We start from the raw sequence: 23,463 nt of genomic DNA on the forward strand, positions 1-23,463 counted from the left end.
GGTGCGTCATACTCATTTACATATCAGCTAATTATAACAAAATCCAATAGCGTCTGATGGTTTTTTCGCCAAATGGTACGGTATTTTCCAAAATACCACCATTGGCTTCAATGACTTTTGCCGAGCCGATATTATTATCATTGCAAGTGATTAACGCCTTATTGACACCCTTATTTTTTAATACACTCAAGGCATAAGCCAAAGCATTTTTTGCAATGCCTTGCCCTTGAAAGTCTGGGTGCGTGCTATAGCCAATATGACCGCCAAATTGTAATAAAAACTCAGTTAATTCATGGCGAATATTGACAATACCAACCACAATATCGTTTTTGATAATCAAAAAGGTATCATTGGCAACCTTGTCATAACCAAAAGTATTTGTGCCAGCAGGGGCATACACATAATCAAGCCATTGATCAAAATTGCTTTTGTCAAATTGTGCCAATTCTGCTCCGCCATGAATACCTGTCTCATCATAATAAGACAAATAAGCCTCTTTAAACGCCAGTACCGCTTGTTTGTCATCAGGCGTGGGTTGTTTAAAGATCAAGGTCATTACAGCTCCTTTTTAATTTAAAAAAGCATTATGATAAAAATCAAGTTAAGATCATTTTAAAAACTTTTTCTTGATTTTATACCAAGTGATTAAAAATGCTTCCTTGATTTTATACCAAGTGATTAAAAATGCTCCCTTGATTTTATACCAAATTATCTGCATGCGTCCGCTTATTTTTACATAATACAGTTTGAATATATAATAAACTTTAACCAAAGCAAATAACCAAAGTGGTATTTTGTCAAAATCTGGATGTCTTAATATTTCGATAGGGTCATTAAGTCTGACTAACGAATGAATGATACGGATTTTATAGCGGATTTTATGCATTTGGCGTTGTAAAAACATCATTTCAAAAACACCCCATAGCCCACATTTTCACTTAAATCTTCACAATCATAACCAATCTCGGTCAAAGCGTCCACGATTTGCCGTGATGAATGGGCAGTTGCCTGCAAGCCAACCAATACCCGTCCTTCCGCTGCCCCGTGATTGCGGTAGTGAAAAAGAGTAACATTAAAATCTTGCCCCAGTTTTTCCAAAAAATTTAATAGGGCGTTGGGGCGTTCTGGGAACATCACACGGAACAATTTTTCATCGTTTAGCCGACCGTGCCCGCCAATCAAATAGCGAATGTGCGTTTTGGCGACTTCATCATCGGTCAAGTCAAAGGCGGTGTAGCCCCCCTTGTCCAGATTGTCCATAATCGTGGTGCGCTCAAACTGACCGTCTTTTAAGCCAATGCCGACAAATACTTGGGCAACGCTTGGATTGGTGCTGTCTAGGCGGTAGTTAAATTCGGTGATGTTACGCCCTTGCAGGGTGCGACAAAAGTCCAAAAACGCCCCCGTTTTTTCGGGCAACTGCACCGCAAAAATCGCTTCCTTATTTTCGCCAATCTCGGTGCGTTCGGCAATATAACGTAGGCGGTCAAAGTTCATATTTGCCCCCGAGACAATCGCCACGCAGTTTTTGCCCGTCAAATTGTGCTGTTTGACATATTTTTTAAGTCCTGCCAGTGCCAACGCCCCAGACGGCTCAACGATGTGGCGGTTTTCTTCAAAAATGTCTTTGACGGACGCACAAATCTCGTCATTATTGCAAGTGATGACTTCGTCAATGACCTTGCCTTGCCCGTTGGATTTGGTGAGATTGGCGATTTCAAAGGGGATTTGACCGATTTGGGCGACCGCCACGCCATCGGCAAACAGGCTCACTTGGGGTAAGCGAGTTCGCTCGCCATCAGCTAGGGCGACTTTTAGGCAGGCAGAGCCTTCGGATTCTACGGCGATGACCTTGACATGGGGAGCGACTTCGCCCAAAAAGGACGCAATCCCCGCCACCAAACCACCACCGCCCACAGGCACAAATACATATTCCATCTCTCGCCAGTCTTGGGAGAGTTCAAGGGCGACCGTGCCTTGCCCTGCGATGACTGCTTTGTCATCGTAGGGGGCGATGTAGGTCATGCCGTCTGTTTGCGACTTTTCAATGGCATAGCGGTTGGCTTCGTCAAAACTGTCGCCGTGTAGGTACACCTGTCCACCAAAGGCTTTGACCGCTTGGACTTTGATGTCTGGCGTGGTTTTTGGCATGACGATGAGATTTTTTAGCCCCAATTTGTTTGCCGAAAAAGCCACCCCTTGTGCGTGGTTGCCAGCCGATGCACAGATGATGCCTTTTGCTTTTTGCTCGTCTGATAATTGGCTGATTTTGTTGTACGCCCCACGCAATTTAAAGCTAAACACAGGCTGTAAGTCTTCTCGTTTCAAGCGAATGTCATTGCCAAAACGGGCGGAGAGTTTGCTTGCCTTATCAAGTGGTGTGCGAATGGCGACATCATAAACGGTTGCGGTAATAATGGCACGGACATAGTCGGGTAGGGTGGTCATAGGGGTTTTCCTTGTTATAACGAATTTTTATAAAAGTCATCAATGCAAAATCGCCCAAATCTGCACGAACGGACTTGGGCGATTTATTTTTAGCTAATCGTCTTGCAATTAAGCATCCAACTGTGCCATCACATCATCGCTAAAATTAACATTGGTATAAACTTCTTGGACATCGTCCAAATCTTCTAGCATGTCAATCATTTTTAGCACTTTTTGGGCATCGTCAATGTTGTCAATGTCCGCTGTGGTGGAAGGCGACATGGTAACCTCCATATTGTCCGCCTTTAAGCCTGCATTTGCCAAAGCATCCACCACCGCACCAAAGTCGTTGGGTTCGGTGATGACAAGCAGGCTCTCGCCATCATTTTCAATGTCGGTTGCTCCTGCTTCTAGGGCGATTTCCATCACTTTGTCTTCAAGTGATACATCGTTAAACACAATCTCGCCACGCTTGGTGAACAAATACGCCACCGAGCCAGAAGTGCCTAGATTGCCACCGTGCTTAGAAAATGCGTGGCGAACTTCGCCCACGGTACGGTTCACATTGTCGGTCATGGTCTCAACGATGACCGCCACACCGCCCACGCCATAGCCTTCGTAGGTGATTTCTTGGACATTGTCACCTTCTCCGCCGCCTTGTCCACGCTCAATGGCGCGCTTGATGACATCTTTGGTCATATTGGCGGCGTTGGCTTTTTCTAGCACGGCACGCAGGCGTGGGTTGTTGGCAGGATCTGGATCGCCACCCTTAGAGGCTGAGACGATTTCACGGATGATTTTGGTAAAGATTTTGCCCTTTGCGGCATCTTGTTTGGCTTTGCGGTGCTTAATATTCGCCCACTTACTATGACCTGCCATAAATTCACCTATAATTTTTCAAAAATATACAATAAAAATGGTTTATTATACAGTTTTTGGCGAAGTTTGCCAATACGGTTAGCGACAATGGATGCGACTGAACCGCTGCTCTTGATGTTCAGGCGAGTTAAAGTTTGGCATACCTTGTGGTGTGCGGGGTGTGGGTGGTATGTAGCGTTGGCAATTGGGGTCAAGATTGCTATGGTTTGGGTTTGGGTGGTTTTCTTGGTTGTTAAATGGCTGAGCATTGGCACATCCAATCACCAAAAAATTTAACAAAACCAACATTATAAATCTCATGGTTGCAGTTCCAATGACAAACTTTGTTGCGATATCATACCAAAATTTTGTAAAAATACTACCTTATGGCGGTGCTTTGCTATAAAATAGCGAGAAATTTTTCCCATCATTATTTATGCCTATCCCAACTTACAAAAAAAACCTGTCTCTAGCGGAAAAGATCCACATTGTCATTGAAGGTACGGACACTCGTGCGGGCAAGTTTTTTGATGTGCTGCTGCTCATTGCCATTGCGCTGAGTGTGACGGTGGTCATGCTAGACAGCGTGCTGATCTTACGCCTTGAATATGGTCGGCTGTTTTTTTATGCCGAATGGTTTTTTACCATTTTATTTACCATTGAATATGCACTCAGGCTGTATTCTGCGCCCAATCGCAAGCGTTATGCGTTCAGCTTTTTTGGGCTTGTGGATTTGTTGGCGTTGTTACCAAGCTATCTTAGCTTGTTTTTCATGGGTGCGCAGTATTTGCTCGTGGTGCGTGTTTTGCGTATTTTGCGCATTTTTCGTGTCTTCAAGCTGCGTTCGTACATGCAGCAGGCAGGCTTTTTAGCGGCGGCGTTTAAGACTTCCCAGCACAAAATCATCGTCTTTTTCATCTCCCTGCTGCTACTGGTGACGATTTTTGGCTCGGTGCTGTATGTGGTGGAAGGCCCTGAAAATGGCTTTACCAGTATTCCTTTATCTATCTACTGGGCGGTGGTCACCCTCACGACGGTGGGCTATGGCGACATCTCGCCCAAGACGCCCATCGGACAGGCGATTGCATCGATGGTGATGATCACAGGTTATGCCATCATCGCCGTGCCAACGGGGATTTTTACGGCAGAATTGACTCGCACCATGCGACCACAGCTGCACCCCATCAGCTGTTCAAATTGCGGTAAATTTGGTCATGCGTCCAATGCCAAATTTTGCGATCGATGTGGGCATGATTTGCACATTTAATTCTTAATGCTGCTCCATAAAAAAGCCAATCAATAAAGATTGGCTTTTTTATTTTTATTTAGAATTAAAACTCGTAAGTCAAAGATAGGGCGTAGTTGCGACCTGGGGATGAGTATCGCTCCATGCCGTTGCCACGAACCATGGCGTTGATGTTTTGTGCACCCATGAAGGTTCTTAAGGTTTCCCAGCTGTGATATTTTTTGTCGAAGATATTATAGGCACCTGCTGAAATACTAAAACCGTTGTTAAAGCGTTTCGTGCCATACAGATCAAATGTTGTGTAGGATTTGCTATATGGCAGGTAATCAGACACAACGATGGTGTTGTTTGAACCTTCGATTTTGGCATCGCTGGCTTTTTTTGCACCAACATAGCGTACACGACCATGAATGTCATAATCATCGTTGGCTGAATGGTAGTCAAAGCCGACCACACCATTATTTGGCATATTGGCGATTAGGTTTGTGCCACGACTGGTGCTGTCCTTACTTATGGCATATTCGCCCACCAGTTGCAATCTGCCACTTAGTTTTGCGATTTCTGAAATATCCCAAGTGCCACCAATGCGACCGCCGTAGGTCTTGGCTTTATCTACATTATAATAGGTGATGGTGTCATAGCCAACGCTATTAAGCGGTCTGTTTTGGACATTGATATTGATAAAATCCTTATAATTGACATGATAGCCAGACAGTTTTAGGCTAAATTTTTCAAATTCGCCTTTAAGTTCCAATTCATGACTTTTGGCGGTTTCAGGGCGAAGTCCATGAATAAAGCCTGGTTCTTCTCGCACACCATTACCATGAAAAGCACTGTACAGTTGCGTGATGGTCGGCATCAAAAAGCCTGTGGCGTATTTATAATTAGCTTTCCAGTTGTCGGTCAGCTGATAGCCTAAGCCGATGTTGTATGTGATGGCATCTTCGGAATAAGGATTGTTATTAGCAAAGGCGTTTTGGAAATTTGTACGATATTGTACAAAGTCATCATAGGCTTGGTAGCATTGAGCTAGGCGGACAGGGTCGGCAAACCAAGACCAAGCACCAAATTGAGCATCGCAGTCCGAGCGTCTTTGTCTTGATGTGTCTTGCAACAATCCATAACCTGCATCAGGAAATTTGGTAAATAGTGATTGTTGATCATTGCTAAATTCTGGTTTGTATTTGTAATTATCATAACGCACGCCTACCTGCACATCCAATTTATCATTGACTTGAATGTCGTCAGACGCAACGAATGAGAAGATGTTTCGTTCTATGTTTGGTACATAAACAAAAGTCTCTCTGTCTTGTGTGTCGTTGCCATTACAGAGCCATTTAGAAGTACCAGGGCAGATGTTTTGGTCTTTTGGGATGGCAGAATAGTCTTTATTAGCGTACTGTAAAGTGGTGCTAAATTTATGTGTGCCAAACTTACCAAAGTCTAATGGTAGGAAATCGGTATTAAGTTTAAACTGCTTGGTGGTGTCAGAAGTTGGGCGGTGTTCTGCTGTGTAGGAGTCGTTCATATCAACAAGACCAGTACGCCAACTGGTGGAGCGAGCGTCCGTATGGGCAATGCCCTCAACTTTTTGATGAGTAAATTCCGCTTTAATCTGATCCAGCCAAGTGCTGTTGCTAGATGAATATCGATAGTTTAGACCATAGCTCTCCATATTGGCTGTATCATAAGCCATACGGCGTTGACTGGATAGCGTTCCTTTGGTGATGGCGTAGGTATGGTCTTTTCTGGTTAGATAATTGCCAAACACGCCAAAGCGATGGTTGTCATTGACATGGTAATACAGTTTTGCCAAGACATTGTCGCTTTTGTATGCGTTGGGGTCGGGTAAAATGCCACTTGTGCCAATCATGTCGCTAGAAAATGGGTAGTCAATGACAAGTTTGTCCGAATCGTGTTTTTCCATGCGATGATTTTTTAACTCATGACCTTCACGATGGACATAGTTAATCAAGCCTTCCATGTGCTTAGTACGACCTGCCAAGCCAAGTGCGGTCATCTTTTCTTCATTTTTGCTGGTGTAACCAGCTTTGACATAACCACCAAAGCTATTGTTGGACTTGATGAGATCATGGGGTTCTTTGGAAGTATAATTCACTGAACCGCCCAATGAACCATTGCCTGATTTTAAAGAATCGGCACCTGTCTGGATGCTAACGCTTCTCATGATTTCAGGGTCAAGGGCGAGACGACCGCTGTACATATAGCCATAGGGCATATAAATTTGATTCACTTCTAATTCAGGTAGAGCAACGCCATCAACATGCATAGAAACACGGTTTTCATCAACACCACGAATGGCAAAGCCCTTACTGCCAAAACGACCAGTTTCAGCGACAGCAACTTCTGAGTTGTAACGCACCAAATCTTTATTGTCTTGCACCATTTGCTCATTCAGCTCACGGCGAGTAACGATGGTTTCGCCCACTTGTTCTTTTGGTGTGCCAGTCACCGTGACTTTTAATGTCTCAAGCGTCACTTCTGGCTCTGCGTCTTGCTGTATTTGGTCGCTGGTATCTTCGGCGAAGGCAGGCGTGTACTGAGCCATGAGTGCAGGTATGATGACGGCAAGCAGGGCTTTTTTGGTGGTGGGAAGTGAGTTTTTCATGATAATCCTTCATGTGATGATTGTTTGATGGCAGATTGTAACAATGTTACTGTACTGCATTGTTTGTATTATATCTTAGTAAGGATATGAATGTAAATAATAATTCATCTTGTTTGATTAAAATTTTCATTTAATGTTATTTATCATCTGCAAAATCAGCCATCAGATGCGGTATAATACCCAAAAGCTGAGCTGATTTTAGCCAAAACCAAGCCAATATTTAGCCAAATTACCCATCTTTATCACACACATCACACACTTTCATGAATATTCAGACTCTCTATCAAAAAGCGCCCGTCACTTTGTTATTTATCCTAAGTTTTGTGGGCTTTGCTGTGTATCAGCTGATTCAAGGCGTTAATTTTGATCAGCCAAGCTCGGAGGATTTGCTGCGCTTTGGTGCAAATTTTCTGCCATTGACCCTGACACACGAGCCGTGGCGACTGGTTACGAGTGCATTTTTACACATTGGGCTTTTGCATCTTTTGTTTAACAGCTTTGCCATGTACTACTTTGGGCAAGTGGTGGAGCAGATTGTCGGTCGAGGGCGGTTTTTGGTGCTGTTTTTGCTGTCGGCAATGGGCGGCAGTCTTTTAAATCTTTACATCACATGGCAAGAGGTTTTGGCTGGCGAGGGCGTTGGGCTGTCGGCAGGGGCATCGGGCGGCATCATGGGTTTGGGGATGTTTTTGCTGGTGCTGGCATTGACCAAGACGCCTACCATGTTTGTGCTAAATACCAACACTTTGGCGAGCGTCATGGGGCTGAATTTTGTGATGGGATTTGCCATTGAGGGCATTGATAATGCAGCGCACTTTGGTGGTGCGTGCGTGGGTGCGCTGTGTGCGCTGCTTATTTGGGCGATGTATCGCTGGCGGCTGTCTGGCGTGGCTTTTTGGCTGTTTGTGCTGGGGTTGTTGGTCGTTTTTGGTGGGGTGTGGTGGCAGCTGCATGGCGAGGTGATGGCACTCATGCACGCCGCTTAAATACCCATAAACCCACCGCATCGCCCACCATCGCGCCGATCACCGCTTGCACTTGATTGTCGGTATGTCGCCAGTCGCCAAGCACCATGCGCTTTGCGTCGCCCAGATGATGTGTGTCAGGGCGGTGCGTATGCCCGTGTATCAAGACATCGCAGTCTTGAATGGCATTTGCCACCGCATCGGCATTGACATCCATGATGGTGGTGGATTTTTGGTTTTTATCGTGGTGGGATTTGGCTTTGATTTTTTGGGCGAGCTGTCGGCGTTTGGTGAGTGGTTGTTTTAATAAAAGCCAAGAAATCACAGGGTTTCTGATGACTGTGCGATAGCGTTGATAGCGTTTGTCATCAGTGCAAAGGCGGTCGCCGTGTTCTAGGCGGTAGGTTTTATCAAGCTTTAAAAGATAGGGTTCTTTGATGAGCTTGCCATCAAAAGTATCACACAACCCTTGACGAATGGCAAAATCTCGATTGCCGTGCATGATGTAAATGCTTGTTTCTAATGACAAATTTTTTAAGGCGCTTAAAATCGGCGTCAAAAAGTGCGTCTTTTTTTCATCGTCAGTTAAGCTTAAATAATCATCATCACCAATCCAGCTGTCTAGCCAATCGCCCAAAATGTAGAAGCTTTGTAGATTTGGCAGAGCGGTCAAATCCTTTAATAATGCCAAAAACGCCCGATTTAGCGCAGGCGTGTCACTTGATAAATGCAAATCGGCGATAAAGATTGCATGAATGTCATGCGGACGAGTGGTGATGAGATGGTCAAAATTTTGCATGATTGATCGTGCCATTTTGCAATTTTACCGATGACAAATCGACAATGAAAAGGGCGAATAGATTCGCCCCTAACATTATCAAATCAAACAGTCAAATCAAACTGTCAAAGCAGGCTGATTATTTAGACACTACTTTGGCAGAGTTGATGACGATTGGCGTGGTTGGCACATCAGCGTGATAGCCGTAGCGACCAGTTGCCACACCTTTGATTTGGTTCACCACATCCATACCGTCAGTGACTTTGCCGAACACCGCATAGCCCCAGCCTTGTGGTGTTGGGCTTGAATAATTCAAAAAGTCGTTGTTTTTGACATTGATGAAAAACTGAGCGGTCGCAGAATGTGGGTCATTGGTGCGAGCCATGGCGATGGTACCGATGTCGTTTTTAAGACCGTTGTCGGCTTCGTTTTTGATTGGGGTGCCGGTGCGTTTTTCATTCATGTCCGCATCCATGCCGCCGCCTTGAATCATAAAGCCGTCAATCACACGGTGAAAAATCGTGCCGTCATAATGACCGCTTTCAACATAGTCTAGGAAGTTGGCGACGGTTACAGGGGCTTTTTCGGCGTTAAGCTCAATGACGATGGCGCCGTGCGTGGTGTCAAACTGTACTACTGGCATGTCCATAGGATTTCCTAAATAAAGTGAAAAGTTTGGCTATTATAACAAAAATTTATTTAGTTGTTAAGCGTCATCATGAAAATGACATGAAATGATGATGAGTGTTTTATTTTCATAGCAATAAACCAAACGATCGGTGTCATCAATGCGTCTCGATCAGCAGCCTGTTGGGTTGTGTTTTAAGAAGGGTTCGGGCTTACCAATGCCATCAAAAGGGTAGCTCTGACAGTCTTTATAATCAAGGTGCTACTGTGTTTTAAGACTTTGTTATCTTTGGTTTTGCCAATACAAACCATCCTTTCATACCTCATCAAGGGCGAACGCTGGGTTTTGAAAAAATATTCATCACTTGCATGATGCACGCCTGCATTAAATACTTGTTATTATCCCCTTTTATGCAACATGGGCGGTGATGCTTGGTGGGGTTTTTGAAAATTTTATTTTGTCAATTTATATAAAAATTATGCTAAAATAACGAAATTTACCCTTTTTAAATAATTGGAAAAACTCATGACCGATCTACCCGAAAAAAACGACTTTATCCGCCAAATCATTCGTGATGACTTAGCGTCTGGCAAGCATACGAGCATTGTGACTCGTTTTCCGCCTGAGCCGAACGGCTACTTGCACATCGGTCATGTTAAGTCCATTTGCCTAAATTTTGGCGTGGCGAATGAATTTGATGGCGTGTGTAATCTGCGTTTTGACGACACCAACCCTACCGCCGAAAAGCAGGACTATGTGGATAGCATTAAGGCGGATGTGGCGTGGCTTGGCTTTGACTGGGCAGGCGAGGTGCGTTATGCGTCGCATTATTTTGACAAGCTGTACGAATGGGCGGTCAAGCTCATTGAACAAGGCGATGCCTATGTGGATTTACAAACGCCAGAAGAGATTCGTGAAAATCGTGGTGGCTTTGGCAAGCCGTCCGTGGAGTCGCCGCAGCGAAATGCGAGCGTGGCGGAGAATTTGGCTCGCTTTAATGACATGAAAGAGGGCAAATATAAAGAGGGTGAGGCGGTACTGCGTGCCAAGATTGACATGAATCATGCCAACATGAACATGAGAGATCCTGTCATCTATCGTGTCATGCATGCCCATCATCATCAAACAGGCGACAAATGGTGCATTTATCCGATGTATGATTATGCCCACCCATTGTCTGATGCCATTGAGGGCATTACGCATTCTTTATGTACGCTTGAATTTGAGGACCATCGTCCGTTTTATGATTGGGTGGTGGAGAAAGTGGGCTTTGATGTGCCACCACGCCAGTATGAATTTAGCCGTTTGAACATTGATCATACGCTCACTTCTAAGCGTAAACTAAAACGCCTTGTGGATATGGGCGTGGTGTCAGGTTGGGATGACCCACGAATGCCAACGGTGGCAGGCATGAGACGCCGTGGCTATCCTGCCGAAGGTTTGCGTGATTTTTGTGAGCGTGTGGGTATTTCTAAGGCAGATGGTGTGGTGGATTTTCGCCAGCTTGAATTTAGCGTGCGAAATGCCCTTGAAAACACCACCGCACGAGGCATGGCGGTGTTGCGTCCTTTAAAAGTTACCATCAAAAACTTTGAAGAGGCGGTGGCAAATTTTGAGGCTCTAAAAAAAGAAACCGTCAAAGCTCGCCTTACTGATGGCGTGCTATGGCTGACCCAGCCTAAGCACCCAAATGTAGAAATGGGCGAGCGTGAAATCCCATTTACCAAAGAAATTTACATTGATCGGACGGACTTTGAGATCAATCCGCCAGCAGGCTACAAGCGTCTGTCGCCAGAAAATAGTGAGATTCGCCTGCGTAACAGCTATATTTTAAAGGTGGAAGAATGCATCACTGATGATCGTGGCGAGGTGAGCGAGCTGATTGCCACCATTGATCCTAAGACTTTGGGGAATAATCCAGAAGGTCGCAAGGTCAAAGGCGTGATTCATTGGGTGTCGGCAAGTCATGGCGTGGCGGCGGTGGTGCGTATGTATGAGCATTTACTGCTAGAAGATGATGAGATCAATGTTGAGGCGACTTTGCACGAAAAAGATGTACTGGATGCGGATACAGACGCTGATACTTTGTGGATCAAGCAACATCTCAACCCAAATTCGCTGACCGTCTATCAGGCGGTGGTTGAGCCGTCATTGGCGAATGTGTCGGCAGGCGATAAATTCCAGTTTGAACGAGAAAGCTACTTTGTGGCGGACAGCGTAGAATTTACCAAAGATTTGCCTGTGTACAATCAAATCGTCGGTCTAAAAGACAGTTTTTGATGAGTGCAAATATTTGATTGACTTTTAATAATCAATCCAAAAACCGCAAGCTTAAAGTTTGCGGTTTTTTGTGTTGATTTTGGGACTGGGCGGGTATATATCCACAGAGTGGTAAAGTTGCCACAAAATCAGGTGGTTGTGTAGGGTGAGTTTTACCCACCATTTTTGGTACAACTCATTGAAATTGTTGGGTTTTGTTTCACTCAACCCAACCTACGACTGTATTGCTTTGTTAGCTCGGTGGGTATAAAGTTAATGCGTAAAACCCATAAATGTGATAAAGTAGTCAGCCAAAGAAAAGACAAAAAAGAGCGTAAATTATGAAAATTTTATTAGCCAATCCACGAGGATTTTGTGCAGGCGTGGATCGTGCCATCGCCATCGTCAATGAGGCACTTCGCCGTTTTAATCCGCCCATTTATGTGCGACATGAGGTGGTGCATAATAAGTTTGTGGTGGAAGACCTTGCCAATCGTGGGGCGGTGTTCGTTGAAGAGCTAGACGAAGTGCCTGATGGGGCGATTGTGATTTTTTCGGCACACGGCGTCTCTAAGGCGGTGGAAGATGAGGCGGCTCGCCGTGATTTGACGGTGTTTGATGCCACTTGTCCGCTCGTTACCAAAGTGCATATTGAAGTGGGTAAATTTGCAAAAGAAGGTATGGACGCCATTTTAATCGGACACGCAGGACACCCTGAGGTGGAAGGGACAATGGGGCGATTTGACACAAGTTTTGGCGGTCGCATTCATCTGGTGGAAGACGCAACTGATGTGGCGAATTTGCAGTTTGATGAAAACAAAGAGCTTGCTTTCGTTACCCAAACCACGCTGTCCATGGACGATACGGCGGTCGTGATTGATGCTTTAAAAGATAAATTCCCAAAAATCAACGCCCCACGCAAAGATGACATTTGCTATGCCACCCAAAACCGCCAAGATGCGGTCAAATCGCTTGCCAAAGAATGCCAAATCGTCCTTGTGGTCGGCAGTCCCAATTCCAGTAATTCAAACCGTCTAAGAGAGCTTGCTGAGCGATTGGGAGCGAAGGCTTATTTGATTGATAATGCGGAGCAAATGGATCGTGCGTGGTTTGATGGTGTGACGGCGGTGGGCGTCACCGCTGGTGCGTCTGCCCCAGAGATTTTGATCCAAGAAGTGCTAGATACCTTGCAGGCGTGGGGGGCGGACGCCCCTGTGGAGCTGGGCGGTATTGAAGAGAATGTGACTTTTAGCTTGCCAAAATCGCTCACCAAGGCGGACTGATTTTTGAGTCATGTTGGTGCGATGAATTGATAAAAATAAACGAACAATAAGAAGATGACATGAAAAAGCTTGATTTATCACTGCGATTGGCAGGCGAGATGGATGATGATTTGGCAAGACAGCTTGGTTCAAAGACGCTTGGTCGTGTGTTTTTGGCTCGTGGCATCCATAGCGTTGAGATGCTGGACACTTCGGTGGGCAGTCTGTTGCCCGCAGGTGATTTGTTGGGGCTTGAAGAGGCGGCAAGGCTGATTGATGATGCCATTGATCACAAGCGAATTTTGATCATTGGCGATTTTGATTGTGATGGGGCGACTTCTACCGCCTTGATGGTGCGCTGTCTAAGAGAAATGGGGGCGGATGTCAATTTTTTAGTCCCCGATCGCTTTAAATTTGGCTATGGTTTGACCCCTGAGATTGTCAGCTTTGGGGCGGCAGAGTTTGATCCTGAGGTCATCATCACGGTGGATAATGGCATTTCAAGCCATGAGGGCGTGCAAAAGGCTCATGAATTGGGTATTGAAGTCATCATCACCGATCATCACTTAACTACCAAGCCATCGCCTAAGGCTTCTGCGGTGGTCAATCCCAATCAGCAAAGCTGTGCGTTCGCCAGTAAATCACTGGTGGGCGTGGGCGTGGCGTTTTATGTGATGGGGCGTGTCGCTCGCCTTCGCAGACAAGCAGGCAAACGCACCACCAGCGTGGCAAAATATCTGGATTTGGTGGCACTTGGGACGGTTGCTGATGTCGGCACTTTTGATCAAAATAACCGCATTTTGGTAACGCATGGCGTGGCGGCGATTCGTGATGGGCGTGCTTGTCATGGCGTGCTTGCCATCTTGGAGCAGTCTGGGCGAGATCATGAGAAGATTGGCAGTGATGATTTGGGTTTTGCCATCGCACCACGCATCAATGCCGCAGGTCGTATGGACAATATGCGTACAGGCGTGGAGTGTTTGCTGGCTGATGATTGGAGTACGGCGCACACGCTGGCATTAGAGCTTAATAAACTCAACCACTCTCGCCGTGCCATTGAAACGCAAATGCGAGATGAGGCGACACAAATCATTCAAGAATTGCACCTAAATTCTGATGATGAAATGGATTTGCCACGCACCATTATTCTGCACCAAGACAATTGGCATCAAGGCGTGATTGGTATCGTCGCAGGGCGTATCAAAGAGCGTCTGTATCGTCCGACCATCGTGTTTGCCCCTGCTGATGGCGACAAGACAGGCGAGGGAGATTTTATTAAAGGTTCGGCTCGCTCCATCGCAGGCGTGCATATTCGTGATGCGATTGAGGCGGTGGCGATTGCTCATCCGCATTTGATTGCCCATTTTGGCGGTCATGCGATGGCGGCAGGTCTGACCATTGAAAAACGCCATTTTGAGGCGTTTAAAGAGGCGTTTTTGGAAGTCATGGCAGGCTTTGATGAGTCGGTATTTAACGAGGAGCAGTTTACCGATGGCGAGCTTTTGCCTGAGGATTTTAGCCTAAGTTTTGCCCAAAGGCTTAAAGATGTCAGTGTCTGGGGTAATGGCTTTGCACCGCCTGCCTTTGATGGTGTGTTTGAGGTGCTAAATTTTCGTGTGATGAAAGATAAGCATTTAAAGCTGACTTTGCGTCTGCCACAAGTGCAGTATCCCATTGATGCGATTTGGTTTAATTATGATGCCGAAAAATGGGATTATCGTGCCAGTTTTGTGCATATTTTATATGCACTGGACATCAATGAATGGCAGGGCAGTCAGAGCCTGCAATTGGTCATCAAGGATTTGGCGGTCAATCAAATCGCACCGATGGTATCGCCTGTCTAAATCAGCCACCTCGCCATGAAATTAAGATGATGAGCGAGGTTGTGCTTGTCATCTTTATTTGACAACAATTAGTCTTTTTTGCACCTGACGAATGGTAAAATTACCAAGGAATGATGTGATGTTGTAGGTTGGGTTGAGGCACGAAACCTAACAAAATCAATAAGTTACACCACAAATGTTGGGTTTTACATTCGTTCAACCCAGCCCGCAAAAGCTGTATTGCTTTATCAATTCGGTGGATATGTATTTTCAAACGGTGATAATTTTGATCTTGGTACAAAACAAAAGACCTTCTCAAAAGAGAAGGTCTTTTTTTTAATATGGCTCCCCAACCTGGGCTCGAACCAGGGACACACGGATTAACAGTCCGATGCTCTACCGACTGAGCTATTGGGGAATGTAGCATTCTTTAAATCATCGGTCATTTAAAGAATGGTGGGTCGTGCAGGATTCGAACCTGCGACCAATTGATTAAAAGTCAACTGCTCTACCAACTGAGCTAACGACCCGATTTGTGTTGCGTATTATACTAGATAATTTCAACTTTGCAAGTAATTTTTTTAAAATAATTTAAAAAATTTACTTGATATTAGGATAATGGTGGGTCGTGCAGGATTCGAACCTGCGACCAATTGATTAAAAGTCAACTGCTCTACCAACTGAGCTAACGACCCTTATCGCTAATGTGGTGCGTATTATACAGGATATTTTTTACTTTGCAAGCGTTTTTTGAGATTTTTGTAAAAAATACTCCATAAATTAAAAACACGCCAAGCGGCTGGGCTTGGCATGATGGGGTTAGTTGTGCGACAGTGCGTCCACGGGGTTGAGTCGTGAGGCGTTTCTGGCGGGCAAAAACCCAAAAACCACACCGATGAGCGTGGAGCAGACGAAAGCGGCGACGATGGATAAAGGCGAGAAAATGACCGCCATGCTTTCATTGCCAAGGCTGTTAATCACCGCACCGATCGCAAAGGCAAGTAAAATACCCAGTGCGCCGCCCAATACGCACACCAGCACCGCTTCTATCAAAAACTGCTGCATGATGTCGGACTGTCTGGCGCCCACCGCCATGCGCACGCCGATCTCGCTGGTGCGCTCGGTGACAGAGACGAGCATGATGTTCATCACGCCAATGCCGCCGACGATGAGAGAGATGATGGCGATGGATGAGATGAGTAGGGTCATCGTGCTGGTCGTGGCTTGGACCGTCTCTTTGATGGAGTCGGTGTTCATGATGTTAAAATCTTCTTCACCGTGTCGTGCGCGTATCAGGTCTTTGATGGCGGTCTCAGCGATGGCGGAGGGCGTGCCATCATCGATCAATACCACAAAGCGATCGATGTAGCTGGTGCCTAGCATACGATACATGACGGTGGTGTAGGGCATATAAACGGTGGGGGAGTTGCTGGTGCGGGCAAATGATGAGGTCTTTTGGGATAATACGCCCACCACCTGAGCTGGCACATTGCCGATGAGCAGTGTCTGACCGATGGGATTGCCTTGACTGTTAAAATAAGTCTGGTAGGCGTTTTGGTCGATGATGACATCTTGGGCGGCGCTTCTGATGCTTTGTTCAGTAAATCCTTGCCCCATCACTAGCTTTTCGCCCGTCACAGACAGATAGTCTTTGCCCACGCCATTGATTGTGCCTGTGGCATCGATGTTTTGATGGCGTATGCTTACGGTCTTATTGACCATGGGGCTGACAGACAGAGCGTAGGACTGATTTGCCACCGCTTCTGCGTCTGCCACTGTCAGATTGTCTCGTCCAAACCGCCGTCTGGGGTCGCCCCACGGATAGCCATTCATCACGGTGATGGTATTGGTGCCAAGTGCGTTGATGTCGGACAAAATTTTGGCTTGTGAGCCTTGACCCAGACCCACGATGGAGACGACAGACGCAATGCCGATGATGATACCAAGCATGGTGAGTAGCGTCCGCATTTTGCGGGCTTTCATCGCATAGATGGACATTTTAAAGGCTTCTTTTAATCTGTCCATCATGCCCAAAAAGGCGCCTTTTGAGCCAAAGGTATTTTTACTCACAGGGTTTAGGGTTGTTTGGGGCGAGTTTGTCGAACCATGACGGCTCTTCTTACTTTCTTCGGCAGGATCAGAGCGAACGGAAAGCTGAGGTGTGTCAGAGAGTTCTTGGGTGTAATAATCGGCGATGATGCGCCCATCTTTAAGCTCAATGACTCGCTCGGCTTGGCTTGCCAGACTTGGGTCGTGCGTGACCATGATGATGGTATGCCCCTCGTCTTTAAGCTTGTGCAAGATGCCCATGACTTCTTTGCCAGAGCCGCTGTCTAGCGCCCCTGTCGGCTCGTCTGCCAAAATGATGTCGCCGCCATTCATCAAGGCTCGGGCGATAGAAACACGCTGCTGCTGACCGCCTGAGAGCTGATTTGGGCGATTGGACAGCTTTTCGCCAAGCCCAAGCTGAGTCAAAAGCTCGCCTGCACGCTGTCGTCTTTGGGCGGTGTCCATGCCAGCATAGACAGCAGGCACGGTGACATTATCAAGAGCATTGATGTCGCCAAGCAGATGATACCTTTGGAAAATAAACCCAAAATGCTCACGGCGTAGCTTGGCAAGCTCTTCTGAGTCCATCTCGTCCACCGATTTGCCAAAGATGGTGTAGCTGCCTGATGTCGCCTTGTCCAAACAGCCTAAGATGTTCATCAAAGTGGACTTGCCAGAGCCAGACTGCCCAATGATGGCGACCATCTCGCCTTGATAAAGCGTCAGATCAAGCCCATGTAGAATGCGAATCATGCTGTCGCCAGCAGGAAATTCACGCACCAGATTTTTGATTTCGATCAATGGTGTCTTCATGTCAGCTCCCACATCAGCGCATCATTGGTGGGCGAGAGCGACCTTGACCACCTTGTTCTTGTCCACCATCTTCACCGATGATGACTTGATCGCCTGCGTTCAGACCAGATTTGATCTCGGCGGTGACTCGATTGTCAAGACCGACTTCCACAGGGATGGGCTTGGCGTTGCCATCTGCATCCAGCACACGCACGCTGTATTTTCCGCCGTCATTTTGTAGGGCGGCAGAAGGAATGGTTAGGACATTTTTGGCGGCATTGACGATGATGTTTACCTGTGCAGTCATGTCAATGCGAAAGCGTCTGTCGGCATTGTCCACATCCAGATAGCCGATGTAGTACACGGCGGAGTCGGTGCTGCTGGTCGAGCTGATGACTTCTGGGGCGGGTTCAACGCCTGTCAAGACGGCATCAAACTGCGCCTCAGGGCTGCCAATGATGTTAAAACGAGCTGGCATGCCTGTGGATACCTTGATGACATCTGCTTCGGAGATTTGGGCATTGATGCGGACACGACTTAGGTCGGCAAGCGTCACGATGGTTGGCGCTGATTGGTTGGCATTGACTGTCGTGCCTTCTTTTTGGGTGATGGAGACCACTGTACCGTCCATTGGCGCGGTGATGGTGGTGTAGCTCAGATCTTCGGTGGCGGTGGATAGGTCGTTTTGGGCTTTGGCGATGGCGGCCTCTTGACTTTTGATGGCAGCTTGGGCGCTCAATACTTCGTTGTTGGCATTTTGTAAGTTGGCACGAGCGGCGGCGACATTGGCCTCGGCGACCTCAACTGCTGCTTTGGCATCGTCATAATCCTGACGGCTCACCGCATCAATGCTGATCAAAGACGCCAGTCTTTCGTAGGCTTTTTTGGCTTTATTGAGCTCGCTGATGCGTGCATCGAGTGCCGCCTGACTGCTGCCAATCGAGCCACGACTCGACCGCAAAGCGCTGTGTGCCTGCGCCAAAGATGCGTTGGCTTGATTTAGATTTGCCTGAGCGTTGGCGACGGTGTTTTTTTGTTCTACTTGGCTGATCTGAGCGATGATGTCACCTTGCTTGACTTCATCGCCCACCTCAACATACAGCTTGACGATTCTGCCTGAGACTTGCGCGCCCACATCCACGCTTTTGATGGGCTTGACCTTGGCAGATGCCATGACGGTGCTTTCGATGTCGCCCATGACAGCAGGTGCGGTGAGATAAGTGGGGGCGGTGGGTTTTGGTTTGGCAAATTGATAAATCAAAAGCCCGACCATCGCAAGAAGGGCGAGTAGGATTGCCCATTTTTTGTACGAACGAGACTTGGCATGATTGTTGGTTGTCTTCATGATTGACCCAGTAAGCTTGTTGTATTTGTTGCAGAATTTGCACATGGTGTAAAAAACGGCTGATTTGGCTGCTTTACGCAGCACCAAGACAAGCAAGCATCAAGGCGTTGAGCTGTGCTTGACATTTAAGGTGGCAAAATTGATTTATGATAGCAAAAGTATCTGTGCTAATGATGACAAAATTTGGCATTTTGTCGGTGATTTTTATGATTTTGTTGCCAGATTGTCAATGATGAAAAGGGGTAGCGTGACACATGCTTAATATCAGCCGCTGCAACAAGTGCCAGACATCGCCATCTTCTATGCCTTTGATGGCTTGGTCGATGTCTAGTAAATCTAGGCTCCAGCTCTGGGCAATGTGCGGCGGCGTGTGGCGTGCGGCATTTATGTATAGGGCAGTTTTATTTCGCCAAATGCCCAAATCTTGGGCGTCTTTGCCTGCGTGGAGCTGAGCGATGAGTCTGGCGTCTTTGCTAAGCGCCCAAAGAACGATGCTTGGGGCGACTTCGGTGTTTTTTAAGTGGGCTAGGATTTGCAAGGCTTTGGGTGCATTGCCCGCCAAGATATTGTCCGATAAGTCAAACACGCTAAATTCTGCGCCATCGATCAGGCAGGCTTTGAACTGCTCGTCATCGACGATGTCGCTGTGCAATAGGGAGAGCCGCCATAGGTTTTGGTGGGCGGTCAGTAGGTTGTTTTCGGTGTGTGCCATGAGCATTTGCCAAGCGTCAGCGGTCAGACGAACACCAAGTCTGGCGGCGCAGGTTTGTAGTAGGGCTTGGCGCATGCTTTCGTCATACAGATTGCCATCGATGATGATTCCGTGTGCATCAAAGAGCTTGATGGCTTTGGTGGCAAGCGACTTTTTGTCTTGCTTGGGCAGACACCAAATCAGATGGTGTGGCGTGTCTTTGGCAAGTCTTTCAAGGGTGGCGAGCAAATCTGTCTTGCTGCCTTTGTCGCTTTTTGGCTTGTGGTTGCCTGTGACGATGATGGCGCTGGTGTCGCCAAACAGACTTAGGCTGTCAAGCTCGCTAATGACTGTCTGCCAAGATTGATGGCTGCTAAGCTCGATGCGTTTGATGGTCTGTTGATTGGCTTGCCAAATGGGTCGGCAGGCGTCAATGAGCCACTGTGCGGTGAGTGGCTCATCCGAATGAATGAGCCAAAAGCCCGACAGTGGTGTGGTCAGTGGCTGGCTGAGCAGTTGATTAAAAAATGGCAAAAAACGCTGCTGCATGGCATGCTAAGCTCTTAAAATCAGAAGCCTTGTTTGGCTTTGGCGTAATATTGCTCAGCGATGCGCTCTGCCAGATGGTCATAAAGCCAGACCTTGGTCTTTTCGCCTTGTTGGTCTAGGGTGCTGACGCTGGCCTCATTGTACTGATAGCTTTGCTCGACTTGCACAGGGGAGTGCACGGTCTTGCCACCGAGCGTGTAGCTGACATTGGCAGACAGCACAAGGCGCACTTCGGTCAGCGTACCCACCAGCTCATAACGACGCAAATTGAGCTGTTCGATCTTGATTTGATTGGCAGAGTCGGCTTGGTGCGTGATGGCGAGCGCTTGTAGGTGCTTGATCAAAGGCTGTTTTAGGGTGAGTAGTGCTTGATCATCTGCCAAGATGATGGCGGTGTGGGCATGAGTGGCGCTGATCTGAGCGTCAGGCGCTGTGCCACGCAGGGCAAAACCACAAGCACTTAGGCTTGTGGCTGTCGCCATGATGAAAGCAAGGGTTAGGGCTTTTTTCATAAATGCATTTCCTAAAAATCAGCCCGCCACGACAAAGCTGACCAGCTTGTTTGGTACGACAATGGCTTTTTTGATGTCGCCTGTTAGGAATTTATCCACGCCTTCCACTTCCTTGGCAAGGGCGATGAGCGTGTCGTTGTCCAAGCCTGTGGCGACTTCCATCTGACCACGCACTTTGCCATTGACTTGTACTGCCATGGTAATGCTGTCATTGACCAAAGCGTCTTTGTCCAGCACTGGGAAAGTGATGCTGCGACTGTCAAAGCCAAATTGTTCCAGCAAATGCTCGCCTGCGTGCGGTGCATACAGTGCCAACATGGACAATAGAGCGATGATGGCTTCGTGGCGGACGGCAAGGTCGGTGTCGTTCGCCACTTCAAAACCACCAAGCTCATTGGCAAGCTCCATCAAGGCGGAGACTGGTGTGTTCAGTGCCAGATGTTCGCCCAAGCTAACATCAATCTTGGCGATGGTTTCGTGCGTTTTACGGCGGAGATTTTTGGCATTTTTGCCTAAGTTTGCCTTATCCACCACCAGAGCAGCTTGGTCTTTGTCGTTGATGGCGGTCAAATGCTCGCCTGCGATACGCCATACTTTTTTCACAAAATTGTGCGGGCCTTTTAGGGCGGAATCCGACCATTCTAGCGTCTGGTCAGCAGGGGCGGTAAATAGCGTATAAAGACGCACGGTGTCCGCACCATATTCATTGATGATGTCTTGTGGGTCAATGCCGTTGTTTTTGGACTTACTCATTTTTTCAATTTTGCCAATCACTACAGGCTTGCCATCAGCAATCAAAGTCGCCTCGCCATTCTCCACGCTCACTTCGTGTGGGAAGTAATAAGTCTTACTGCCGTCTGCGTTTTCACGATAAAAAGTGCCAGCCAAGACCATGCCTTGAGCAAGCAGATTGGCAAATGGCTCATCGCCACCGACCAAACCTTCATCACGCATGACTTTGTGGAAAAAGCGTGCGTATAACAAATGCAAAACTGCGTGTTCCACACCGCCCACATATTGATCGACAGACAGCCATTTGTCCGCACCAGTACGACCAACCATCTGCGTGTCGTCATGTGGCGTGGTAAAACGCTGGGCATACCAGCTAGACTCAACAAAGGTGTCAAAAGTGTCGGTCTCTCGTTCGGCAGGCGATCCGCATTTTGGACAGGTGCAGTTTAGAAACTCTGGCATATTTTTCAAAGGATTGCCACGACCATCAGGTACGACATCAGTTGGCAGCACCACAGGCAAATCTGCTTCATCGACAGGCACCGTACCGCAATAAGTACAGTTAATCATCGGAATCGGACAGCCCCAATAACGCTGACGGCTCACACCCCAATCACGCAAGCGGTATTGGGTGGTGATTTTGCCGTTATCGCCTAGTAGCTCGGCGATTTTGGCGGTGGCATCGGCTTTATTTAGACCGTCAAGCTCGCCAGAATTGACACATACGCCAGTTTCTTTGTCGGCGTACCATTCTTGCCAAGTGGTTTGGTCGTAGGCTTGACCTTTGACATCAATGACTTGGCGGATTGGTAGGTTGTATTTGTTGGCAAATTCAAAATCTCGCTCATCGTGAGCAGGCACCGCCATCACTGCTCCTGAGCCGTAGCTCATCAGCACATAGTTGGCAACCCATACAGGCACATCTTCGCCAGTGATTGGGTGCTTGGCGGTAAGTCCTGTGCCCATACCGACTTTTTCGGCTTTGGCAAGGTCAGCTTCGGCAACCGAGCCTTGTTTGCATTCGGCACAAAACTGGGCGATGGCTTCATTGTGGCGAGCGGCATATTGAGCCAATGGGTGTTCGGCAGCAACTGCCAAATAAGTTACCCCCATCAAAGTATCAGGACGCGTGGTAAAGACGGTCAATTTGTCCGCTTGTCCATCGATTTCATAATCAAAAGACAGCTCCATGCCATGACTTTTGCCAATCCAGTTGTGCTGCATAGACAGCACTTGTTTTGGCCATTTGCCTTCTAGGGTTTTTAAATCTTCAAGCAATTCGTCTGCGTAATCGGTGATTTTAAAATAATACATCGGAATATCACGCTTTTCAACAATCGCCCCAGAACGCCAGCCACGACCATCAACGACTTGCTCATTGGCAAGTACGGTGTTATCCACAGGATCCCAGTTGACGGTGGCAAGTTTTTTATAGACCAAGCCTTTTTTGTAAAGTTGTAAAAACAGCCACTGCTCCCATTTGTAATATTCAGGCGTACAAGTGGCAAATTCACGAGACCAGTCAATCGATAAACCCAGCGATTTTAATTGCTCACGCATATTGTCAATGTTGGCAAAAGTCCATTTGGCAGGGGCGACAGCGTTGGCAATCGCCGCATTTTCAGCAGGCAGACCAAACGCGTCCCAGCCCATCGGCTGCATGACATCATAGCCTTTTTGGCGATAGTAGCGAGACAAAACATCCGTGATGGCGTAGTTACGCACATGACCCATGTGCAGTTTGCCACTTGGATAAGGGAACATGGAGAGCATATAACGGGTGGGTTTGCCGTTATCAAAGTTGTCGGTGTGATAACGCTGGTCGGCTTGCCATTTGGCTTGTTGGGCTTGCTCAATGGCGCTAAAATTGTAATCTTGTAACATAAAAATCTCAAAATGAAAAAATAAAATAACAGGT

At 47.1% G+C, this 23,463-nt stretch carries 18 protein-coding genes and 3 tRNA genes; 5 read left to right on the forward strand and 16 right to left on the reverse strand.

The annotated features are described in order from the left end of the window. Positions 1-31: 31 nt before the first annotated feature. The 4 genes from LU290_RS02880 to LU290_RS02895 all read right to left on the reverse strand — a co-directional run bounded on the left by LU290_RS02880 (position 32) and on the right by LU290_RS02895 (position 3,306). Positions 32-556, reverse strand: coding sequence for a GNAT family N-acetyltransferase (locus LU290_RS02880; protein WP_277809060.1), 525 nt, complete (start codon positions 554-556; stop codon positions 32-34). 51 nt (positions 557-607) lie between these two features. Next, positions 608-907, reverse strand: a complete 300-nt coding sequence (locus LU290_RS02885) for a hypothetical protein (RefSeq protein WP_277809061.1) — start codon at positions 905-907, stop codon at positions 608-610. Beyond that, a complete protein-coding gene (ilvA, locus tag LU290_RS02890) occupies positions 904-2,448 on the reverse strand; it encodes a threonine ammonia-lyase, biosynthetic (RefSeq protein ID WP_277809062.1) in 1,545 nt (514 codons plus the stop codon). Before ilvA ends, LU290_RS02885 begins: the two co-directional genes overlap by 4 nt. A gap of 108 nt (positions 2,449-2,556) precedes the next feature. After that, positions 2,557-3,306 (reverse strand): YebC/PmpR family DNA-binding transcriptional regulator, encoded by a 750-nt coding sequence (locus LU290_RS02895; RefSeq protein WP_277809063.1) that lies wholly within the window; start codon positions 3,304-3,306, stop codon positions 2,557-2,559. Positions 3,307-3,721: 415 nt separating this feature from the next. Between LU290_RS02895 and LU290_RS02900 the strand changes: the two genes are divergently transcribed. Beyond that, a complete protein-coding gene (locus tag LU290_RS02900) occupies positions 3,722-4,552 on the forward strand; it encodes an ion transporter (protein ID WP_277809064.1) in 831 nt (276 codons plus the stop codon). 64 nt (positions 4,553-4,616) lie between these two features. Here the strand turns inward: LU290_RS02900 and LU290_RS02905 are convergent, their stop codons facing one another. Continuing rightward, positions 4,617-7,160 carry a TonB-dependent hemoglobin/transferrin/lactoferrin family receptor gene (locus LU290_RS02905; protein ID WP_277809065.1) on the reverse strand — a complete coding sequence of 848 codons (2,544 nt, stop codon included), beginning with the start codon at positions 7,158-7,160 and terminating at the stop codon, positions 4,617-4,619. A 263-nt stretch (positions 7,161-7,423) separates the two neighbouring features. On the opposite strand from LU290_RS02905, the gene LU290_RS02910 reads away from it, so the two are divergent. Then, positions 7,424-8,146 (forward strand): rhomboid family intramembrane serine protease, encoded by a 723-nt coding sequence (locus LU290_RS02910; RefSeq protein WP_277809066.1) that lies wholly within the window; start codon positions 7,424-7,426, stop codon positions 8,144-8,146. Here LU290_RS02910 and LU290_RS02915 read toward each other — a convergent pair. From LU290_RS02915 to LU290_RS02925, 3 genes are all read right to left on the reverse strand, one after another. Next, entirely contained in the window at positions 8,130-8,924 is a 795-nt protein-coding gene (locus LU290_RS02915; protein WP_277809067.1) for a UDP-2,3-diacylglucosamine diphosphatase, read from the reverse strand. The two genes, LU290_RS02910 and LU290_RS02915, sit on opposite strands and share 17 nt — an antisense overlap. 118 nt (positions 8,925-9,042) lie before the next feature. Further along, entirely contained in the window at positions 9,043-9,552 is a 510-nt protein-coding gene (locus LU290_RS02920; RefSeq protein WP_277809068.1) for a peptidylprolyl isomerase, read from the reverse strand. A 57-nt stretch (positions 9,553-9,609) separates the two neighbouring features. Then, entirely contained in the window at positions 9,610-9,693 is an 84-nt protein-coding gene (locus LU290_RS02925) for a type II toxin-antitoxin system RelE/ParE family toxin (protein ID WP_277809540.1), read from the reverse strand. A gap of 363 nt (positions 9,694-10,056) precedes the next feature. On the opposite strand from LU290_RS02925, the gene LU290_RS02930 reads away from it, so the two are divergent. The 3 genes from LU290_RS02930 (at position 10,057) to recJ (ending at position 14,896) form a co-directional block, all read left to right on the forward strand. After that, entirely contained in the window at positions 10,057-11,811 is a 1,755-nt protein-coding gene (locus tag LU290_RS02930; protein ID WP_277809069.1) for a glutamine--tRNA ligase/YqeY domain fusion protein, read from the forward strand. Between the two features lie 320 nt (positions 11,812-12,131). Then, positions 12,132-13,073: a 4-hydroxy-3-methylbut-2-enyl diphosphate reductase gene (ispH, locus tag LU290_RS02935; RefSeq protein WP_277809070.1), complete on the forward strand. Its 942-nt coding sequence runs from the start codon at positions 12,132-12,134 to the stop codon at positions 13,071-13,073. 59 nt (positions 13,074-13,132) lie between these two features. Beyond that, positions 13,133-14,896 carry a single-stranded-DNA-specific exonuclease RecJ gene (recJ, locus tag LU290_RS02940; protein ID WP_277809071.1) on the forward strand — a complete coding sequence of 588 codons (1,764 nt, stop codon included), beginning with the start codon at positions 13,133-13,135 and terminating at the stop codon, positions 14,894-14,896. Positions 14,897-15,217: 321 nt separating this feature from the next. On the opposite strand, the gene LU290_RS02945 is transcribed toward recJ, so the two are convergent. The 8 genes from LU290_RS02945 to leuS all read right to left on the reverse strand — a co-directional run bounded on the left by LU290_RS02945 (position 15,218) and on the right by leuS (position 23,429). Next, positions 15,218-15,293: transfer RNA gene (locus tag LU290_RS02945), tRNA-Asn, on the reverse strand. A 36-nt stretch (positions 15,294-15,329) separates the two neighbouring features. Then, positions 15,330-15,405: transfer RNA gene (locus LU290_RS02950), tRNA-Lys, on the reverse strand. Between the two features lie 89 nt (positions 15,406-15,494). Then, positions 15,495-15,570, reverse strand: a tRNA-Lys gene (locus LU290_RS02955). Positions 15,571-15,694: 124 nt separating this feature from the next. Continuing rightward, positions 15,695-17,737: a MacB family efflux pump subunit gene (locus tag LU290_RS02960; RefSeq protein ID WP_277809072.1), complete on the reverse strand. Its 2,043-nt coding sequence runs from the start codon at positions 17,735-17,737 to the stop codon at positions 15,695-15,697. 13 nt (positions 17,738-17,750) lie between these two features. Next, positions 17,751-19,061 carry an efflux RND transporter periplasmic adaptor subunit gene (locus LU290_RS02965; RefSeq protein ID WP_277809073.1) on the reverse strand — a complete coding sequence of 437 codons (1,311 nt, stop codon included), beginning with the start codon at positions 19,059-19,061 and terminating at the stop codon, positions 17,751-17,753. A gap of 226 nt (positions 19,062-19,287) precedes the next feature. Next, positions 19,288-20,301 carry a DNA polymerase III subunit delta gene (holA, locus tag LU290_RS02970; protein ID WP_277809074.1) on the reverse strand — a complete coding sequence of 338 codons (1,014 nt, stop codon included), beginning with the start codon at positions 20,299-20,301 and terminating at the stop codon, positions 19,288-19,290. 20 nt (positions 20,302-20,321) lie between these two features. Further along, complete coding sequence (locus tag LU290_RS02975; RefSeq protein ID WP_277809075.1) at positions 20,322-20,813, reverse strand: LPS-assembly lipoprotein LptE; 492 nt, start codon at positions 20,811-20,813, stop codon at positions 20,322-20,324. Between the two features lie 18 nt (positions 20,814-20,831). Further along, a complete protein-coding gene (gene leuS / locus LU290_RS02980) occupies positions 20,832-23,429 on the reverse strand; it encodes a leucine--tRNA ligase (RefSeq protein ID WP_277809076.1) in 2,598 nt (865 codons plus the stop codon). Positions 23,430-23,463 lie beyond the last annotated feature (34 nt).

The sequence above is a fragment of the Moraxella nasibovis genome (genome assembly GCF_029581575.1).
GTDB lineage: Bacteria > Pseudomonadota > Gammaproteobacteria > Pseudomonadales > Moraxellaceae > Moraxella > Moraxella nasibovis.

Excerpts from the sequence above, each read along its gene's own strand:
- LU290_RS02880 (WP_277809060.1), bottom strand. The coding sequence starts at position 556 with ATGACCTTGATCTTTAAACAACCCACGCCTGATGACAAACAAGCGGTA.
- LU290_RS02885 (WP_277809061.1), bottom strand. The coding sequence starts at position 907 with ATGATGTTTTTACAACGCCAAATGCATAAAATCCGCTATAAAATCCGT.
- ilvA (WP_277809062.1), bottom strand. The coding sequence starts at position 2,448 with ATGACCACCCTACCCGACTATGTCCGTGCCATTATTACCGCAACCGTT.
- LU290_RS02895 (WP_277809063.1), bottom strand. The coding sequence starts at position 3,306 with ATGGCAGGTCATAGTAAGTGGGCGAATATTAAGCACCGCAAAGCCAAA.
- LU290_RS02900 (WP_277809064.1), top strand. The coding sequence starts at position 3,722 with ATGCCTATCCCAACTTACAAAAAAAACCTGTCTCTAGCGGAAAAGATC.
- LU290_RS02905 (WP_277809065.1), bottom strand. The coding sequence starts at position 7,160 with ATGAAAAACTCACTTCCCACCACCAAAAAAGCCCTGCTTGCCGTCATC.
- LU290_RS02910 (WP_277809066.1), top strand. The coding sequence starts at position 7,424 with ATGAATATTCAGACTCTCTATCAAAAAGCGCCCGTCACTTTGTTATTT.
- LU290_RS02915 (WP_277809067.1), bottom strand. The coding sequence starts at position 8,924 with ATGCAAAATTTTGACCATCTCATCACCACTCGTCCGCATGACATTCAT.
- LU290_RS02920 (WP_277809068.1), bottom strand. The coding sequence starts at position 9,552 with ATGGACATGCCAGTAGTACAGTTTGACACCACGCACGGCGCCATCGTC.
- LU290_RS02930 (WP_277809069.1), top strand. The coding sequence starts at position 10,057 with ATGACCGATCTACCCGAAAAAAACGACTTTATCCGCCAAATCATTCGT.
- ispH (WP_277809070.1), top strand. The coding sequence starts at position 12,132 with ATGAAAATTTTATTAGCCAATCCACGAGGATTTTGTGCAGGCGTGGAT.
- recJ (WP_277809071.1), top strand. The coding sequence starts at position 13,133 with ATGAAAAAGCTTGATTTATCACTGCGATTGGCAGGCGAGATGGATGAT.
- LU290_RS02960 (WP_277809072.1), bottom strand. The coding sequence starts at position 17,737 with ATGAAGACACCATTGATCGAAATCAAAAATCTGGTGCGTGAATTTCCT.
- LU290_RS02965 (WP_277809073.1), bottom strand. The coding sequence starts at position 19,061 with ATGAAGACAACCAACAATCATGCCAAGTCTCGTTCGTACAAAAAATGG.
- holA (WP_277809074.1), bottom strand. The coding sequence starts at position 20,301 with ATGCAGCAGCGTTTTTTGCCATTTTTTAATCAACTGCTCAGCCAGCCA.
- LU290_RS02975 (WP_277809075.1), bottom strand. The coding sequence starts at position 20,813 with ATGAAAAAAGCCCTAACCCTTGCTTTCATCATGGCGACAGCCACAAGC.
- leuS (WP_277809076.1), bottom strand. The coding sequence starts at position 23,429 with ATGTTACAAGATTACAATTTTAGCGCCATTGAGCAAGCCCAACAAGCC.